A 13,914-nucleotide genomic window follows, 5' to 3' on the forward strand; every position below is an offset into this window, starting at 1 on the left:
TCGGGCGGCGCGTTGGGCACCCTCCCCGCGCGACCCCAAATAGCGTCCAGTAGGGTTTGGTCCGCATAAACATCCAAACCCCTGCCCGCACAGGGCCGGCGACCGACCAGCGAGACGGACGCGCCGACCGTGCGGGCGAGACTCTCGGGAAGGCGCTACGTGAGTCCCAACGGCTCCGACCGCTCGTCGCGGCGCCCGATGCGGCGGAAGCTGCCGCAGGTGCTGACTGCGGGCCTGATCCTGGCGACCGCCACCGGTTGCACGTACAAGGACTTCCCCCGCCTCGGTATGCCTACGCCGGTAACGGAAGAGGCCCCTCGGATCCTTTCCCTCTGGCAGGGCTCGTGGGCGGCAGCGCTCGCCACGGGCGTGCTGGTCTGGGGCCTGATCCTGTGGAGCGTCATCTTCCACCGGCGCAGCCGCACCAAGGTGGAGGTACCTCCGCAGACCCGGTACAACATGCCCATCGAGGCGCTGTACACCGTGGTCCCCCTGATCATCGTCTCGGTGCTGTTCTACTTCACCGCACGAGACGAGACGAAGCTCCTCACGCTCTCCCCCAAGCCCGCCCACACCATCAACGTGGTCGGCTACCAGTGGAGCTGGGCCTTCAACTACATCGAGAACGTGGACGGCTCCGCCGCCACGGGCAACGAGGTCCCCAAGGAGCTCGACGCCATCCCGAACAGGTTCCGTGACGCCTTCCCCAAGGGTGCGGACGGCGTCTACGACGCCGGCATCCCGGGAGACCGGAACCCGCAGACCGGCAACCCGGGGCCGACCCTCTGGCTGCCCAAGGGCGAGACGGTCCGTTTCATCCTGACTTCGCGTGACGTCATCCACTCCTTCTGGGTGGTGCCGTTCCTCATGAAGCAGGACGTCATTCCGGGCCACACCAACGCCTTCGAGGTGACTCCCAACCAGGAGGGCACCTTCCTGGGCAAGTGCGCCGAGCTCTGCGGCGTCGACCACTCCCGGATGCTCTTCAACGTCAAGGTCGTCTCCCCGGAGCGCTATCAGGCGCACCTCGAGGAGCTGGCGAAGAAGGGCCAGACGGGCTACGTGCCGGCCGGCATCGAGCAGACTGAACCGGCCAGGAATGCGGAGACGAACAAACTGTGAGCATCCTCAACGAACCTCAGGGTGCCGCGGCAGCAGACGACTCGTACGAGGACGAGCTGCCGGTCCGGCGCAAGCAGCCGGGAAACGTCGTCATCAAGTGGCTGACCACCACTGACCACAAGACGATCGGCACGATGTACCTGGTCACATCGTTCGCCTTCTTCTGCATCGGCGGTCTGATGGCGCTCTTCATGCGCGCCGAGCTGGCCCGTCCGGGCACGCAGATCATGTCGAACGAGCAGTTCAACCAGGCGTTCACGATGCACGGCACGATCATGCTGCTGATGTTCGCGACGCCGCTGTTCGCCGGATTCGCGAACTGGATCATGCCGCTGCAGATCGGCGCGCCCGACGTGGCGTTCCCGCGGCTGAACATGTTCGCGTACTGGCTGTACCTCTTCGGCTCGATCATCGCGGTGGCCGGCTTCCTCACCCCGCAGGGTGCGGCCGACTTCGGGTGGTTCGCCTACTCCCCGCTCTCGGACGCGGTCCGTTCGCCGGGTGTCGGCGCCGACATGTGGATCATGGGTCTGGCCTTCTCCGGCTTCGGCACGATCCTCGGTTCGGTCAACTTCATCACCACGATCATCTGCATGCGCGCTCCCGGCATGACGATGTTCCGCATGCCGATCTTCGTCTGGAACGTCCTGCTGACCGGTGTGCTGGTCCTGCTGGCCTTCCCGGTGCTGGCGGCCGCGCTGTTCGCCCTGGAGGCGGACCGGAAGTTCGGTGCGCACGTCTTCGACGCGGCCAACGGCGGCGCGTTGCTCTGGCAACACCTCTTCTGGTTCTTCGGGCATCCAGAGGTGTACATCATCGCCTTGCCGTTCTTCGGGATCATCTCGGAAGTGATCCCGGTGTTCAGCCGAAAGCCGATGTTCGGATACATCGGCCTGGTGGCCGCGACGATCTCCATCGCCGGCCTCTCGGTGACCGTGTGGGCGCACCACATGTACGTCACCGGCGGTGTACTGCTGCCGTTCTTCTCCTTCATGACGTTCCTCATCGCGGTGCCGACCGGGGTGAAGTTCTTCAACTGGATCGGCACGATGTGGAAGGGCTCGCTGTCCTTCGAGACACCGATGCTCTGGGCGATCGGCTTCCTGATCACCTTCACCTTCGGCGGTCTCACCGGCGTCATCCTGGCCTCGCCGCCGATGGACTTCCACGTCTCCGACTCGTACTTCGTGGTCGCGCACTTCCACTACGTCGTCTTCGGCACCGTGGTGTTCGCGATGTTCTCCGGATTCCACTTCTGGTGGCCGAAGTTCACCGGCAAGATGCTGGACGAGCGGCTCGGCAAGATCACCTTCTGGACGCTGTTCGTGGGCTTCCACGGCACGTTCCTGGTGCAGCACTGGCTGGGCGCGGAGGGCATGCCGCGGCGTTACGCGGACTACCTCGCCGCGGACGGCTTCACCGCGCTGAACACGATCTCGACGATCTCCTCGTTCCTGCTCGGCCTGTCGATCCTGCCGTTCTTCTACAACGTGTGGAAGACCGCCAAGTACGGCAAGAAGATCGAGGTCGACGACCCCTGGGGCTACGGCCGTTCGCTGGAGTGGGCGACCTCCTGCCCGCCGCCGCGGCACAACTTCATCACGCTGCCGCGCATCCGTTCCGAATCCCCGGCGTTCGACCTGCACCACCCGGAGATCACGGCGCTGGAGCAGCTGGATCACCTCTCCGAGGGTGACAAGGCCCTCGCCGGTGGCAAGGAGGCGGGCAAGTGAAGATCCAGGGCAAGATGTTCCTCGGTCTGGCGCTGTTCATCCTGATCGTCGCCATCACGTACGGCGTGTGGTCCAAGGAGCCCGTCGGCACCACCGCACTGCTCCTCGCCTTCGGCCTGAGCGTCATGATCGGCTTCTACCTGGCCTTCACGGCCCGGCGGGTCGACGCGCTGGCGCAGGACAACAAGGAAGCCGATGTGGCGGACGAGGCCGGCGAGGTGGGGTTCTTCTCCCCGCACAGCTGGCAGCCGCTCGCGCTGGCGATCGGCGGCGCGTTCGCCTTCATGGGAGTGGCCTTCGGCTGGTGGCTGCTCTTCTTCTCGGCCCCGATCCTGCTGATCGGCCTGTTCGGCTGGGTGTTCGAGTACTACCGGGGTGAGAACCGCACCCAGTGACACCGTTCCACCGGTGACACACCGCTCCACCTGACGGGGGGCCGGCACTTCCGAGCGGAGTGCCGGCCCCCCGTTTGCAGTCATCCCGCGCGCTGAAACGGATGAATCTTCTTAGCGTGGGTTCATGAACCACACGCCGCGCTTCCGTCCCGTAGTGAGCTGCACTCTGCTGGCCGCGACCCTGGTCGCCGGGGCGGCAGCCTGCGGGGAGTCCGATGGTCATCCGCTCTCGGCCCAGCCGTACGACGCGGCCGACGAGATCTCCTTCAACACCCCCGACGGCGGCAAGAAGGTCGATCCCGACAAGCCCCTCGAAGTCACCGTCGACAGCGACGACGGCCGGATCACCGACGTATCGGCCGTGGACGCCGCAGGACGCCATCTGGCGGGCGAACTCGACGCCGACGGCCACCGCTGGCACTCCACGGCTCCGCTGGCCGCAGGGACGCGTTACACCGTCAAGGTCCGCATGGAGGACGCCGAGGGCGCCCCTGGCACCCGCACGATGTCCTTCGACACGGCGGCGGCCGAGAAGTTCCTGGAGGTCGCCTTCGGCCCCCAGGCGGGCACCTACGGCGTCGGGCAGCCCCTCACGGCCCAGCTCAGCGCCCCGGTCACCGACAACGCGGCCCGCGCCACCGTCGAGCGCGGCCTGAAGGTGAGTTCCACGCCCGCGGTCACCGGCTCCTGGTACTGGGTCGACGACAAGACGCTGCACTACCGGCCCAAGGAGTACTGGCCGGCGAAGGCCGCCATCGAGGTCAGCAGCAACCTGACCGGCATCAAGGTGACCAACGCGCTCTACGGGGCACCCGCGAAGGCGCTGAAGATCACCACCGGCGACCGCATCGAGGCCGTCACCGACGCCTCGGAGCACTCCATGACGGTGCTGCGCAACGGCGAAGTGATCAAGACCATTCCGGTGACCACCGGCAAGCCCGGCTTCGACACGCGCAACGGCGTCAAGGTCGTGCTGGGCAAGGAGTACTACGTACGTATGCGCGGGGAGTCCATCGGCATCGCCGAGGGCTCGGCGGACTCGTACGACCTGCCGGTCTACTACGCCACCCGGGTCACCTGGAGCGGCGAGTACGTGCACGCGGCCCCCTGGTCCACCGGATCGCAGGGGTACGCGAACGTCAGCCACGGCTGCACCGGCATGAGCACCAGCGAGGCCGAGTGGTTCTTCAACACCGTGCGCGAGGGCGACATCGTCAGCGTCGTCGGCAGCGACGGCGAGACCATGACGCCGTTCGACAACGGCTACGGCGACTGGAACCTGTCCTGGGCCAAGTGGCAGAAGGGCAGCGCACTGCACAACGACACCACCGCACCGCGCGTCGACACGGTCCGGGCGGCGCGGCTGCGCCCCCAGGTCTGACGGCCGGGGGTGCGCTGCCCCTCAGGGAGACGGGAAGGCGGGGGCTCAGGCCCCCACGGAGAGCCTGGTGCGCAGCAGGGCGGCCAGGGAGTCCGCGAACTCCACCGGTTCGACCGGCAGGGTCACCGCGGCGTCCGCACGGCTCCAGGTGGCCAGCCAGGCGTCCTGCGGGCGCCCGATCAGGACCAGGACGGGCGGGCAGCGGAAGATCTCGTCCTTGATCTGCCGGCAGACGCCCATCCCGCCCGCCGGGGCCGTCTCGCCGTCCAGCACACAGACGTCGACACCCCCGTGCTCCAGGGCTTCCAGGACGGCGGGCAGGGTGGCGCACTCCAGGAACTCCACCGGCGGCACGTCCGCCGCGGGCCTGCGCCCTGCTGCCAGCCTCACCTGCTCACGGGTGTGCGCGTTGTCGCTGTAGACCAGGACCGTGGCGGTCGGCTGCATGGTTCCTCCGTGACATCCGTGTCTTCGGGGCACTCGGGGCGCTCGGTGTGCGAGAGCCGTCCGATGCGCGGATCGTACTCCGCCCGACAGCCTGTCAGCACCGGTCCGGACGGCGGAAGCATGGGCCGTTCGGGCAGGACACACCCCCCTGACACACCGAACGGCACCCCCCGGAGTGAGGGCGGGATAAGCGACCGACATAATGTCGGTCGTGGCGACAGCAACGACAGTAGAAACCGGGCACGCGCACCCGTCGGTCAATCGGCCGAACCTCACCAGCGTCGGAACCATCATCTGGTTGAGTTCCGAGCTGATGTTCTTCGCGGCCCTCTTCGCGATGTACTTCACCCTGCGATCGGTGACCGGACCAGAACACTGGAAGGAAATGGCGTCGTCCCTGAACGTTCCGTTCTCGGCGACGAACACGACCATCCTGGTGCTCTCATCACTCACCTGCCAGCTCGGCGTCTTCGCCGCGGAGCGGGGCGATGTGAAGAAGCTCCGCGCCTGGTTCGTGATCACTTTCGTGATGGGTGCGATCTTCATCGGAGGCCAGATCTTCGAGTACACCGAGCTGGTGAAGGAGGACGGCATCTCGCTGTCCTCGGACCCGTACGGCTCGGTGTTCTACCTGACCACCGGCTTCCACGGTCTGCATGTGACAGGCGGTCTCATCGCCTTCCTGCTCGTCCTGGGCAGAACATACGCGGCCAAGAGGTTCACCCATGAACAGGCGACCGCTGCCATCGTCGTGTCCTATTACTGGCACTTCGTCGATGTCGTGTGGATCGGCCTCTTCGCCACGATCTACTTGATCAAGTAACCGGGCCCGAGCCCGAACCACATCCAGCATCGACGCAGAAGATCCTGACACCGGGGTAATCCGTGAAAAAGCTCTCCGCACGACGACGCCATCCGTTGGCGGCGGTCGTCGTACTACTCCTCGCGCTGGCGGCCACCGGGGGGCTGTACGCCGCGTTTGCGCCCGCGAGTAAGGCGCAGGCCGACGACACCGCCCAGTCCCTCGCCATCGAAGAGGGCAAGAAGCTGTACTCCGTCGGTTGCGCCAGCTGCCACGGAACCGGCGGTCAGGGCACCACCGACGGGCCCCAGCTTGTCGGCGTGGGCTCCGCCGCCGTGGACTTCCAGGTCGGTACGGGCCGTATGCCCGCGCAGCAGCCGGGTGCCCAGGTACCGAAGAAGAAGGTCATCTACAGCCAGGCCGAGATCGACCAGCTCGCGGCGTACGTCGCGTCGCTCGGCGCCGGCCCGGTCGTTCCGACCAAGAGTGATGTCAGCCCGGAAGGTGCGGACGTCGCCAAGGGCGGCGACCTGTTCCGTACCAACTGCGCGCAGTGCCACAACTTCACCGGCAAGGGTGGCGCGCTGACGAACGGCAAGTACGCGCCCGACCTCAACGGCGTGGACCCCAAGCACATCTACGAGGCCATGCTGACCGGCCCGCAGAGCATGCCGTCCTTCCCGGACTCGACGATGCCCAACAAGCAGAAGCGGGACATCATCGCCTACATCAAGACCGTGAACAGCTCCGAGGCGCAGACCCCCGGCGGCCTCAGCCTCGGAGGCCTGGGTCCGGTCAGCGAGGGTCTGTTCGGCTGGATCTTCGGACTGGGCGGTCTGATCGCAGTTGCCATTTGGGTCGCGGCCCACACCGCTAAGGCCAAGAAGTCATGAGTAGCCAAGAGATTCCAGAAGAGAACCTGCCGGAAGAGCAGGGTGCCGCGCACGACGCGGTGGACAAGGCGCACGACCCGTTCGCCGACCCGGGACTGCCGGCACACAAGCCGCGCATCCAGGACATCGACGAGCGGGCCGCGAAGCGCTCCGAGCGCGTCGTCGCGACCATGTTCCTGTTGTCCATGCTGGCGACGGTGGGCTTCATCGCCTCCTACGTCATTTTCCCGGTCGACAAGATCGTCTTCATCTTCCCGCTCGGTCATGTGAGCGCGCTCAACTTCTCCCTGGGTCTGACCCTGGGGCTGGCGCTCTTCCTGATCGGCGCGGGTGCCGTCCACTGGGCGCGCACGCTGATGTCCGACGTCGAGGTCGCCGACGACCGGCACCCCATCGAGGCGGCGCCCGAGGTCAAGGCCAAGGTTCTGGCCGACTTCGCGGACGGCGCCCGGGAGTCCGCTCTCGGCCGGCGCAAGCTGATCCGCAACACCATGTTCGGCGCGCTGGCCCTGGTGCCGCTCTCCGGTGTGATGCTGCTGCGCGACCTGGGGCCGCTGCCGGAGAAGAAGCTCCGCAACACCCTGTGGGCCAAGGGCAAGCAGCTCGTCAACATGAACACCATGGAGCCGCTGCGTCCCGAGGACGTCGCCGTCGGTTCGCTCACCTTCGCCATGCCCGAGGGCCTGAAGGAGGAGGCGCACGACTTCCAGACGCAGATCGCCAAGGCCGCGCTGATGATCATCCGCATCGAGCCGGACGACATCAAGGACAAGCGCGAGCGCGAGTGGGCCCACGAGGGCATCGTGGCCTTCTCGAAGATCTGCACCCACGTGGGCTGCCCGATCAGCCTCTACGAGCAGCAGACGCACCACGTGCTCTGCCCGTGCCACCAGTCCACCTTCGACCTCTCCGACGGCGCCCGCGTCATCTTCGGTCCGGCCGGTCACGCCCTTCCGCAGCTGCGGATCGGCGTGAACAGCGAGGGCAACCTCGAGGCGCTCGGTGACTTCGAAGAGCCCGTCGGTCCTGCATTCTGGGAGCGCGGATGAGTACTGCGACCACCAACACGCCCGGATCGGCCGCGCCGGGCAATCGCAAGGCGCCCGCCGGTGAGCGGGTGGCCGACTGGGCGGACGGCCGACTGGGGATCTACTCCCTCGCCAAGTCCAACATGCGGAAGATCTTCCCGGACCACTGGTCCTTCATGCTCGGTGAGATCTGCCTCTACAGCTTCATCATCATCATCCTCACGGGTGTGTACCTGACGCTGTTCTTCCACCCGAGCATGAACGAGGTCGTGTACCACGGCCCGTACGAGCCCATGCAGGGCATCCGGATGTCCGAGGCGTACGCCTCGACGCTGAACATCAGCTTCGACGTCCGCGGTGGTCTGCTGGTCCGGCAGATCCACCACTGGGCCGCGGTCATCTTCCTGGCCGGCATGTTCGTGCACATGTTCCGGGTGTTCTTCACCGGTGCGTACCGCAAGCCGCGCGAGATCAACTGGCTGTTCGGCTTCCTGCTGTTCGTCCTCGGCATGTTCACCGGTTTCACCGGTTACTCGCTCCCGGACGACCTGCTATCCGGCACGGGTGTGCGCTTCACCCAGGGCGCGATCCTGTCGGTGCCCGTCGTCGGTACGTACATCTCGATGTTCCTGTTCGGCGGGGAGTTCCCCGGCGGCGACCTCATCGCGAGGTTCTACTCGATCCACATCCTGCTGTTGCCGGGCATCATGCTCGGGCTCGTGGTCGGCCACCTGATCCTGGTCTTCTACCACAAGCACACGCAGTTCGCGGGACCCGGACGCACCAACAAGAACGTCGTCGGCATGCCCCTGCTGCCGGTGTACATGGCGAAGGCCGGCGGCTTCTTCTTCCTGGTCTTCGGTTTCATCGCGATCATCGCGGCCATCGCCACGATCAACCCGATCTGGGCGCTCGGGCCGTACCGTCCCGACCAGGTGTCCACGGGCGCCCAGCCGGACTGGTACATGGGCTTCGCCGAAGGCTTCGTCCGTGTGATGCCGGGCTGGGAGATCAACCTCTGGGGCCACACGCTGGTCCTGGGCGTGTTCATCCCGTTGGTCGTCTTCGGTCTGGTCCTCGGACTCCTGGCGCTCTACCCGTTCATCGAGTCCTGGATCACCGGGGACAAGCGCGAGCACCACATCCTGGACAAGCCGCGCAACGCCCCGACCCGCACGGCGCTCGGCGTCGCCTGGGTGACGATCTACTTCGTCATGCTGGTCGGCGGCGGCAACGACATCTGGGCGACCCACTTCAGCCTGTCGCTCAACGCGATCAGCTGGTTCGTCCGCGTCGCCTTCTTCGTCGGACCCGTCCTGGCGTTCGTCGCCACCCGGCGGATCTGCCTCGGCCTCCAGCGCCGCGACAAGGAGAAGGTGCTGCACGGGCGCGAGTCCGGGCTCATCAAGCGCCTGCCGCACGGTGAGTTCGTCGAGGTCCACGAGCCGCTCTCGCCCGAGAACCTGCACAGGCTCACGGCGCACGAGCAGTACGAGCCGCTCGAGATCGGCCCGACGGTCGACGAGAACGGCGTGGAGCGCAAGGTGTCCAGGCTCCAGAAGCTCCGGGTCAGGCTCAGCAAGGGCCTGTACGGCGAGAACAACCAGATCGCCAAGCCCACCGCCGAGGAGTACCAGGAGATCACCAGCGGCCACGGCCACCACTGATCACCCGTTCCGATCGCCACGGCGAGAGCCCCGTCCATTCGCTGGACGGGGCTCTTTGCCGTCTCCGTGGCTCGATAGGGTGGCCCCATCCCCTTATCGGCTGTGGACCCCAGGAGCGGACCATGAACGTTGTGACCCCGGGCGGCGGCGACAGCGTGGCGGCCCGTTCCTGGCCCGGCGTGCTGGCCCCCCTGATGCGCGGCGAGGACCTGAGCGCCGACGCCACCGCGTGGGCGATGGACCGCATCATGAGCGGCGAGGCGACCGACGTGCAGATCGCCGGTTTCGCGGTGGCCCTGCGTGCCAAGGGCGAGACGGTCACGGAGGTATCCGGTCTGGTCCGCGCCATGTACCAGCACGCCACGACCATAGAGGTGCCCGGCCGGACGGTCGACATCGTCGGCACCGGCGGCGACATGGCCAAGACGGTCAACATCTCCACCATGTCCGCGATCGTCGTGGCCGGGACGGGTGCCAAGGTCGTCAAGCACGGCAGCCGCGCCTCGTCCTCGGCCAGCGGCTCCTCCGACGTACTCGGGAAGCTCGGCGTCAACCTGGAGCTGTCCCCGCGCCGTGTGGCGGAGGTGGCCGAGGAGGCCGGCATCACCTTCTGCTTCGCGGTGAAGTTCCACCCGGCCCTGCGCCACGCGGCCAAGGCCCGGGCGGAGCTGGGCGCGCCGACCACGTTCAACATCCTCGGCCCGCTGACCAATCCGGCCAAGGTGCGCTCGCAGGCGATCGGAGTGGCCGATCTGCGGATGGCCCCCATCGTCGCCGGCGTCCTCGCCGAGCGCGGCAACTCGGCCCTGGTCTTCCGGGGCGACGACGGGCTGGACGAGCTGACCACCACGGCGACCTCGCGGGTGTGGGTGGCCCGGGACGGTGTGGTGCGCGAGGAGTCCTTCGACCCGCGCGACGTCGGCCTGGACCTGGTCCCGGTGGAGGCGCTGCGCGGCGCGGACGCCTCGTACAACGCGGATGTGGCCCGTCGGCTGCTGGCCGGTGAGACGGGCCCGGTACGGGACGCCGTCCTGCTCAACTCGGCTGCCGCGCTGGTCGCGCTGGACCCGGGCGAGGGCACGCTCACCGAGCAGATCCGCACCGGCATGGCGAAGGCCGCCGAGTCCATCGACTCGGGGGCGGCCGGGCGGGCGCTGGAGAGATGGGTCGTCGCCAGCAACGCGTGAGCGCACGGATGTGAGGCAGGGCGCAGTCCGGATTCTGGACTGCGCCTTGCGCGTTCCCGTGCGTATGGCAGGATGCTGCGCAGGTCATGAGTGACAGCGACTACGGCCCCGGCCCGCTGTCCGGCAACCCTCCGTCCGTGGCGGGGTGCCCCGGGTGAAGACCGGGCTGCAGGCAGCGAGGTCTGCGGCAAGCGCGGACCCCTGGATGTCGTGCGACGTCCGCCCGTGGGGTCCTTGGTCCTCAGGGAGCCTCTTGTGAGCAAGCGAATGCGTTAGGGCCTTCGGCCCTGTTCCGCGTACCCCTCTTCTTTCACTCCGTGCTGCCGCGTCTTCGCAGGCACGCGGAATTCGCCTGCCTGTAACGGGAGTTCGTCATGTCTGTCTTCACCGCTGCCGCCGAGCAGTCACTTTGTGCGCCTCTGCCGGTTCTGGGCGAGGATGTCCTCGTCCCGCTGGTCACCGGCGGAGAGGTCGGGTACGCCGCGCTGGACTACGCCGCGAGCGCCCCGGCGCTGAAGCGCGTCTGGGACGACGTGGCCGCGTACGCCCCGTACTACGGCAGCGTCCACCGCGGGGCCGGCTACCTCTCGCAGCTCTCCACGGACCTCTTCGAGTCCAGCCGCGCCACGGTGGCGGAGTTCCTGGGCTGCCGCCCCGGGGACCAGGTGGTCTTCACCCGGTCCACCACCGACTCGCTGAACCTGCTGGCCGCCGCGCTGCCCGCCGACTGCCAGGTGTTCGTCTTCGAGACCGAGCACCACGCCTCGCTGCTGCCCTGGCGCGACGCCCGGGTGACCTACCTGAACGCCCCGCGCACTCCCGCCCGGGCCGTCGCCACGCTGGAGCGGGCCCTCGCCGACCGTGAGCCCTACGGCCCCGCGCTCGTCTGCGTCACCGGCGCGTCCAACGTCACCGGCGAACTGTGGCCCGTCAAGGAGCTGGCTGCCGCCGCGCACGCCCACGGCGCGAGGATCGTCCTGGACGCCGCCCAGCTCGCCCCGCACCACCCCGTCGACATCGCCGGGCTGGACGTGGACTGGGTCGCGTTCTCCGGGCACAAGCTGTACGCGCCGTTCGGATCGGGCGTCCTGGCCGGCCGCGCCGACTGGCTGCGCGACGCCGAGCCCTACCTCGCCGGCGGCGGCGCCTCCCGCAAGGTCGCCCGGCGCGCGGACGGCGGGGTCGACGTCGAGTGGCACACCACCGCCGCCCGCCACGAGGCCGGTTCGCCCAACGTCATCGGCGTCCACTCCATCGCCTCCGCCTGCAAGGCGCTCACCGAGGCCGGCTTCGACCGGTTGGTCGCCCGCGAACAGCACCTGGTCGGCGAGGTCCTGGCCGGGCTCGCCGAGGTTTCCGAGGTCAAGGTGCTCTCGCTGTTCGGCGACGACGCCCCGCGGGTCGGCGTGATCTCGTTCGTGGTGGAGGGCTGGAACAGCTCCCACTTCGCCGCCGCCCTCTCCGCCGAGTACGGCATCGGGGTGCGCGACGGCCTCTTCTGCGCCCACCCGCTCGTGCGCATCCTGCTCGGCAGCGACCCGGGTGAGGCCGGCGAGTGCGGGGCGCCGGAGGCCGAGCCGGGCGAGCGGTCCCTGAACGCCATCCGGGTCAGCTTCGGCGCCGGCACGCCGGACGAGCACATCGAGCGCTTCCTGCGGGCGGTCCGGGAACTGGTCAGCGCCGGGGCCCGCTGGAAGTACCGCACCGAGGACGGCCGTTGCGTCCCGGACCGGGGCGCCGCCCAGGTCTGAGGACGGACCGCGTGCTGCTGCGGCCGGGTACGGACGTCCGTACCCGGCCGCAGCAGCACGTAGGCCCTACGCGTCCAGGCCGATGGAGAAGGCCGCCTCCAGGTCGTGCTGCGAGTACGTACGGAAGGCGACGTGGGTGTCGGTGCCCTCGACACCGGGGATCTTGCTGATCCGGCCGGGGATGACCTCGGCGAGATCGTCGTGCTTGGACACCCGGACCATGGCGATCAGGTCGTAGGTACCGGTGACCGAGAAGACCTCGCTGACGCTGTCCAGCGCGGCGATGGCCTCGGCGATCTCGGGAATCCGGTCCACGCTGGTTTTGATGAGCACGATCGCGGTGATCACGGCTGGCTTTCTCCCTCGGTGGCCGTGGCTGGAGACTTCACTCTAGCGTCACCCCTATAACGTCCCCAGGCGTAGAAGAAGCCGGTGGCGAAGCCGACGACATGGGCCAGGTAGGCCACCCCCGGGCCGCTTCCCGCGCCCTCGGCGGCCAGCCACTGCAGGACGAACCAGAAGATCAGCACCACCCAGGCGGGGAAGCGCAGGGGCAGGAAGAGCAGGAACGGGAAGAGGCTGGTGACCCGGGCCCGGGGGAAGAGGTAGAGGAACGCCCCCAGCACCGCCGAGATCGCCCCCGACGCACCGACGAGCGTCTGGTCGGACGTGGCGTGCGCGGCCGCGTAGGCGAGCAGGGCGAGGTAGCCGCAGCCGAGGTAGAAGAGGGCGAACTCCGTGTGGCCCATGCGCTCCTCGGCCATCGCGCCGAACACGTACAGGAACAGCATGTTGCCGAGCAGGTGCAGCCAGCTGCCGTGGACGAAGAGTGCGGTGAGCGGGGTGAGCAGGGCGTGTGCCGAGCCGTCCCACAGCTCGCTCGGGATGACGCCCCACCGTTCGAAGTACCCCGCCTGGGCGGCGAGCAGGGCGTCCGCGCCGCCGCGCACCGGGACGAATCCGGAGAGCGGGCTGATCACGAACACCGCGCAGCACAGGGCGATGAGGGCGTACGTCACCGGTGGCCCGCCCGAAGTCGCCGCGCGCAGGAGCCTGCCGGCCGCAGCCCGCCGATCGATCATGAACAGAGCATGGCGCAAGCGGAGCGAACGGGACAGACCGCCTCGCCGTGCCGGGGGGAAGCGCCGAGGCCGTAGGGTGACAGGTGGACATCCGCAGTTCGACGGCGCACCGCGAGACCCTTGTCCGGCAGCTCACGGCTCGACGAAAGAGGACGCACCGATGACGACCGTTCCCCAGCCGACCGGCACGACCCGCTGGCGCTGCACGCTCTGCGGAAACCTCACGCGATTCGACGTGACGCGCTCGTCCAAGGTCGTCGAGTACGTCCATCTCGACCTGGCCGGGGAGTCGAGCGTCGAGGAACGCGAGGTGGTCAGTGAGACCATCGAGTCGGTGCGCTGTCGTTGGTGCAACGCGGTGGACCAGATCGAGCTAGTCGACAGGCCGGGTGCCGACTCCTGACGGGGCCGTGCGGAGACAACACA

The 13,914-nt window shown here is 68.0% G+C and carries 14 protein-coding genes and 1 riboswitch; of the genes, 11 read left to right on the plus strand and 3 right to left on the minus strand.

Annotated features, from left to right (window positions below; all coding sequences use genetic code 11):
* Nucleotides 1–159 precede the first annotated feature (159 nt).
* The 4 genes from coxB (at nucleotide 160) to E6P78_RS26635 (ending at nucleotide 4,631) form a co-directional block, all read left to right on the plus strand.
* Nucleotides 160–1,122, plus strand: a complete 963-nt coding sequence (coxB, locus tag E6P78_RS26620; protein ID WP_136206195.1) for a cytochrome c oxidase subunit II — start codon at nucleotides 160–162, stop codon at nucleotides 1,120–1,122.
* On the plus strand, nucleotides 1,119–2,855 hold the full coding sequence (ctaD, locus tag E6P78_RS26625) for a cytochrome c oxidase subunit I (RefSeq protein WP_136206196.1): 1,737 nt from the start codon (nucleotides 1,119–1,121) through the stop codon (nucleotides 2,853–2,855). The genes coxB and ctaD overlap by 4 nt, the downstream gene beginning before the upstream one ends.
* Nucleotides 2,852–3,250 carry a cytochrome c oxidase subunit 4 gene (locus E6P78_RS26630; protein WP_136206197.1) on the plus strand — a complete coding sequence of 133 codons (399 nt, stop codon included), beginning with the start codon at nucleotides 2,852–2,854 and terminating at the stop codon, nucleotides 3,248–3,250. The genes ctaD and E6P78_RS26630 overlap by 4 nt, the downstream gene beginning before the upstream one ends.
* Before the next feature lie 124 nt (nucleotides 3,251–3,374).
* On the plus strand, nucleotides 3,375–4,631 hold the full coding sequence (locus E6P78_RS26635; RefSeq protein WP_136206198.1) for an Ig-like domain-containing protein: 1,257 nt from the start codon (nucleotides 3,375–3,377) through the stop codon (nucleotides 4,629–4,631).
* A gap of 45 nt (nucleotides 4,632–4,676) precedes the next feature.
* On the opposite strand, the gene E6P78_RS26640 is transcribed toward E6P78_RS26635, so the two are convergent.
* Nucleotides 4,677–5,078, minus strand: a complete 402-nt coding sequence (locus tag E6P78_RS26640) for a hypothetical protein (RefSeq protein ID WP_136206199.1) — start codon at nucleotides 5,076–5,078, stop codon at nucleotides 4,677–4,679.
* A 202-nt stretch (nucleotides 5,079–5,280) separates the two neighbouring features.
* Here E6P78_RS26640 and E6P78_RS26645 point away from each other — a divergent pair, with 202 nt between their 5' ends.
* The 6 genes from E6P78_RS26645 (at nucleotide 5,281) to E6P78_RS26670 (ending at nucleotide 12,406) form a co-directional block, all read left to right on the plus strand.
* Nucleotides 5,281–5,901 (plus strand): heme-copper oxidase subunit III, encoded by a 621-nt coding sequence (locus E6P78_RS26645; RefSeq protein ID WP_136206200.1) that lies wholly within the window; start codon nucleotides 5,281–5,283, stop codon nucleotides 5,899–5,901.
* Between the two features lie 62 nt (nucleotides 5,902–5,963).
* Entirely contained in the window at nucleotides 5,964–6,773 is an 810-nt protein-coding gene (locus E6P78_RS26650; RefSeq protein ID WP_136206201.1) for a c-type cytochrome, read from the plus strand.
* A complete protein-coding gene (locus tag E6P78_RS26655) occupies nucleotides 6,770–7,822 on the plus strand; it encodes a Rieske 2Fe-2S domain-containing protein (RefSeq protein ID WP_136206202.1) in 1,053 nt (350 codons plus the stop codon). The genes E6P78_RS26650 and E6P78_RS26655 overlap by 4 nt, the downstream gene beginning before the upstream one ends.
* Complete coding sequence (locus E6P78_RS26660) at nucleotides 7,819–9,468, plus strand: cytochrome bc complex cytochrome b subunit (protein WP_136206203.1); 1,650 nt, start codon at nucleotides 7,819–7,821, stop codon at nucleotides 9,466–9,468. Before E6P78_RS26655 ends, E6P78_RS26660 begins: the two co-directional genes overlap by 4 nt.
* 122 nt (nucleotides 9,469–9,590) lie before the next feature.
* Nucleotides 9,591–10,655: an anthranilate phosphoribosyltransferase gene (gene trpD, locus E6P78_RS26665; RefSeq protein ID WP_136206204.1), complete on the plus strand. Its 1,065-nt coding sequence runs from the start codon at nucleotides 9,591–9,593 to the stop codon at nucleotides 10,653–10,655.
* An 82-nt stretch (nucleotides 10,656–10,737) separates the two neighbouring features.
* Nucleotides 10,738–10,855, plus strand: a riboswitch (SAM riboswitch).
* Nucleotides 10,856–11,029: 174 nt separating this feature from the next.
* Nucleotides 11,030–12,406 (plus strand): aminotransferase class V-fold PLP-dependent enzyme, encoded by a 1,377-nt coding sequence (locus E6P78_RS26670; protein WP_136206205.1) that lies wholly within the window; start codon nucleotides 11,030–11,032, stop codon nucleotides 12,404–12,406.
* A gap of 66 nt (nucleotides 12,407–12,472) precedes the next feature.
* Here E6P78_RS26670 and E6P78_RS26675 read toward each other — a convergent pair whose 3' ends face one another.
* Both E6P78_RS26675 and E6P78_RS26680 read right to left on the minus strand, forming a co-directional pair.
* On the minus strand, nucleotides 12,473–12,754 hold the full coding sequence (locus E6P78_RS26675; protein WP_018555470.1) for an Lrp/AsnC ligand binding domain-containing protein: 282 nt from the start codon (nucleotides 12,752–12,754) through the stop codon (nucleotides 12,473–12,475).
* The gene (locus E6P78_RS26680; RefSeq protein WP_206307920.1) at nucleotides 12,751–13,488 is read right to left on the minus strand and encodes a rhomboid family intramembrane serine protease; all 738 of its coding nucleotides are present in this window, start codon (nucleotides 13,486–13,488) and stop codon (nucleotides 12,751–12,753) included. The genes E6P78_RS26675 and E6P78_RS26680 overlap by 4 nt, the downstream gene beginning before the upstream one ends.
* Before the next feature lie 160 nt (nucleotides 13,489–13,648).
* On the opposite strand from E6P78_RS26680, the gene E6P78_RS26685 reads away from it, so the two are divergent.
* Complete coding sequence (locus tag E6P78_RS26685) at nucleotides 13,649–13,891, plus strand: hypothetical protein (protein WP_136206206.1); 243 nt, start codon at nucleotides 13,649–13,651, stop codon at nucleotides 13,889–13,891.
* The last annotated feature ends 23 nt before the right edge of the window (nucleotides 13,892–13,914 follow it).

Source organism: Streptomyces sp. A0958 (assembly GCF_004795035.1).
In the GTDB taxonomy this organism is placed as follows: Bacteria; Actinomycetota; Actinomycetes; order Streptomycetales; family Streptomycetaceae; genus Streptomyces.

Excerpts from the sequence above, each read along its gene's own strand:
- E6P78_RS26640 (WP_136206199.1), bottom strand. The coding sequence starts at position 5,078 with ATGCAGCCGACCGCCACGGTCCTGGTCTACAGCGACAACGCGCACACC.
- trpD (WP_136206204.1), top strand. The coding sequence starts at position 9,591 with ATGAACGTTGTGACCCCGGGCGGCGGCGACAGCGTGGCGGCCCGTTCC.
- E6P78_RS26685 (WP_136206206.1), top strand. The coding sequence starts at position 13,649 with ATGACGACCGTTCCCCAGCCGACCGGCACGACCCGCTGGCGCTGCACG.
- E6P78_RS26680 (WP_206307920.1), bottom strand. The coding sequence starts at position 13,488 with ATGATCGATCGGCGGGCTGCGGCCGGCAGGCTCCTGCGCGCGGCGACT.
- E6P78_RS26635 (WP_136206198.1), top strand. The coding sequence starts at position 3,375 with ATGAACCACACGCCGCGCTTCCGTCCCGTAGTGAGCTGCACTCTGCTG.
- E6P78_RS26670 (WP_136206205.1), top strand. The coding sequence starts at position 11,030 with ATGTCTGTCTTCACCGCTGCCGCCGAGCAGTCACTTTGTGCGCCTCTG.
- E6P78_RS26660 (WP_136206203.1), top strand. The coding sequence starts at position 7,819 with ATGAGTACTGCGACCACCAACACGCCCGGATCGGCCGCGCCGGGCAAT.
- E6P78_RS26645 (WP_136206200.1), top strand. The coding sequence starts at position 5,281 with ATGTCGGTCGTGGCGACAGCAACGACAGTAGAAACCGGGCACGCGCAC.
- E6P78_RS26655 (WP_136206202.1), top strand. The coding sequence starts at position 6,770 with ATGAGTAGCCAAGAGATTCCAGAAGAGAACCTGCCGGAAGAGCAGGGT.